The organism is Mucilaginibacter sp. P4_G9 (assembly GCF_056400985.1).
Window position 1 is genome coordinate 1 of the sequence record NZ_JBFUKF010000548.1, and the last position, 2,677, is coordinate 2,677.

3 protein-coding genes are annotated in these 2,677 nt (G+C 39.9%); 1 reads left to right on the forward strand and 2 read right to left on the reverse strand.

The genetic code is table 11. From position 1 onward, the window contains the following. Together AC1DPZ_RS25095 and AC1DPZ_RS25100 are read right to left on the reverse strand one after the other, a co-directional pair. Positions 1–394 (reverse strand): hypothetical protein (locus AC1DPZ_RS25095; protein WP_477408629.1); only part of this gene is annotated, 394 nt, incomplete at its 3' end. A 94-nt stretch (positions 395–488) separates the two neighbouring features. Beyond that, positions 489–1,364, reverse strand: coding sequence for a helix-turn-helix domain-containing protein (locus AC1DPZ_RS25100; protein WP_477408631.1), 876 nt, complete (start codon positions 1,362–1,364; stop codon positions 489–491). 148 nt (positions 1,365–1,512) lie between these two features. Here AC1DPZ_RS25100 and AC1DPZ_RS25105 point away from each other — a divergent pair. After that, a partial coding sequence (locus tag AC1DPZ_RS25105; RefSeq protein ID WP_477408633.1) for a DUF1549 domain-containing protein occupies positions 1,513–2,677 on the forward strand: 1,165 nt, incomplete at its 3' end.

Below are 2,677 nucleotides of genomic sequence, written 5' to 3' on the forward strand. Positions count from 1 at the left end.
ACATAGCACATGCCCATAAAAACGCGAAAGTTTTTGCGCTTCCAAAAACGGCATTATGGTTCTCGAAAAACTTGGGAAATACAGTTTCGAACACGTCTGATATAAAAGTAGCAACAGCGTACGGCGCCACGGCGTTGCTTAACGACCGGCTACTTTTAAATTCCTCAACTGTGTATGGTAATGCAATAAGCCCAAAAACAAGCAAATTATTAAGGGCGAGCACCACAACATCGTTAAGAAAATCGCTTAGCCCAAGGCAAATTAATGCAATAGCAGCATACATGGCATACATCATGTATTGGGCAAGATCAGGTCGGACATTGTCCTCTTTTATCTTTTTGCGCAGTTGGCTGGCTACTATAATTGCAATAACAGGTTCAAATGCAAAGTTCATATAATATAAATATCACCGGTAACGATGGATAATGGATCAAACAATTTAAAACTAATATTTTATTTGCATTAAACTAAATATAAGCGCTGTTTTACTACATAATAAGACTATTTTTCTTATATACACTGGGCGTTTGCCCGGTAATATTTTTAAAGATCCGCGAAAAATAGGATAAGTTTTCAAAACCGGTTTCGACAGCTATTTCATAAAAAGGAAGGTTGGTTGTGGTAAGCAGTAACTGTGCCCGCTCAATCCTTTTTGATTGAATGTAGGTTAAAGGGCGCTCGCCGGTATTTTCATAAAACAGGCGCGAAAAGTAATCAGTATTATGATTGGCCCGCTTGGCAAGGTCGGCTACGGTAATGTTTTGTTGCAGGTTGGTTTGTATATAATTTATAGCATCGGATATTTTAGAGTGAATGATGCTTTTATCTTCCATTAAAAAAACATCCGGTTTTAAAAACATCGATACAAGTTGCAAAAGCAAACCATAGGTTTCCATATAAGCATAAGCATGCATCTGTTCGTTCAATTCCTCAAAGGTTTTTTGTACCGGGCGCTTCTCATACACCTTGGGATTGTAGGATATATACAAAGTCCGGTTGGGGTTTAAATGCAGTATGCGTTTAAAATATTGCAATGCATTATCTGTGGCTTTTATTTTAAATAACTTGCGGTTGGATGAAAATAGAGATGCCCCATCAACTGATTCTTCTGCAAAGCAGATATAGTACTGGCTTAAATAGTTATCACAATAATAATTGCAAGTGGTAAAGCTTGGTATAAGATATACAAATTCTGGCTCCAGTTTAATGCTGCTGTCGGCATTATATAGTAAACCCTCGCCACCATCAATATAGTACAGCCGGTAAAAGGTACTGGTCACGTTTTTATAGTTCCAGTTTTTATTTAGCTCTACATGGTCGGTATTCAGCAAACTAAAAGTCGATCTTAAAATGCTTCTGTTCATTAGCCTATAATGATTGCAATGTAAACAAAAATTATAGACAAGTAATTTAAAAAAGTCGGATTTGTGCTAACTTAAGTTGTGTTTGTGAAATTTTTATCCGATTACACCATGTAGATTTATCTTAATTATAAACCAGGTAATTTACTTCATGCGAAGACCATTTTTTATACTGCTTAGTGTTGTATTGGTATCAGGAATTGCATTATACTTTTATTCATCGTCGGTTGATTTGCCCGCTGATGTGAAGGTGGCCTACGATGCATTACCCGGCAAACTTGATTATAATATCGACGTAAAACCCATTCTTTCTGATAAATGTTTTGCCTGCCACGGCCCCGATAAAAATAAACAAAAAGCAGGGTTGAGGTTAGATATTGCAGAATTTGCTTATGCCGAACTGCCCGAGGATAAAGGTAAAGTGGCTATTGATCCGGGCAATTTGGAGGGCAGTGAGTTTTTTCACCGTATCCTGTCTGATGATCCTAAGTACATGATGCCTTCACCCGAATCGCACCATACCCTTACCGCTAATGAAAAGGCCGTGCTGATTAAGTGGATTAAAGATGGAGCAGTATATAAACCCCACTGGGCATTTGTAAAACCCGTAAAACCGGATGTGCCCGATGCAGACGGTAAGGTTAACAACCCTATTGACAATTTTATACAGGCTAAGCTAAAACAGCAAAAACTTCAACCGTCTAAAGAAGCCGGTAAGGAATTGTTGTTGCGCCGTGTATCGCTCGACCTTACAGGTTTGCCTCCAACACTTGAGGAGATAGATAATTTTTTGAAGGATACCTCACCCAATGCTTATGAAAAACAGGTAGACCGCCTGCTGAAATCGCCACATTATGGAGAAAAAATGGCTGTTGACTGGCTGGATGTTGCCCGTTATGCCGATTCGCATGGCTATACGGTGGATAGGATCAGGGATATGTCGCCCTACCGCGATTGGGTGATCAAAGCTTTTAACACCAATTTTAGTTACGATAAATTTATCCAATGGCAACTGGCCGGCGATTTGATGCCGCACCCCACACGCGATATGATCGTTGCTACCGCGTTTAACCGTAACCATCAGCAAAATATGGAAGGGGGCATCATTGAGGAAGAATTTCAAACCGAATATGTGGTAGACCGCACAAATACTTTCGGTAACGCGGTGCTGGGGATGTCGGTAGGTTGTGCCAAATGCCACGACCATAAATTCGACCCTATTTCGCAAAAGAACTATTACGAACTGTTTAGCTTTTTTAATAATGTGAAGGAGGCCGGGCAGATATCTTATGACGATGCACTGCCAACGCCAACGC

What these genes read in the sequence shown, in the direction of transcription:
- AC1DPZ_RS25100 (WP_477408631.1), bottom strand. Translation starts at nt 1,364, where the DNA reads ATGAACAGAAGCATTTTAAGATCGACTTTTAGTTTGCTGAATACCGAC.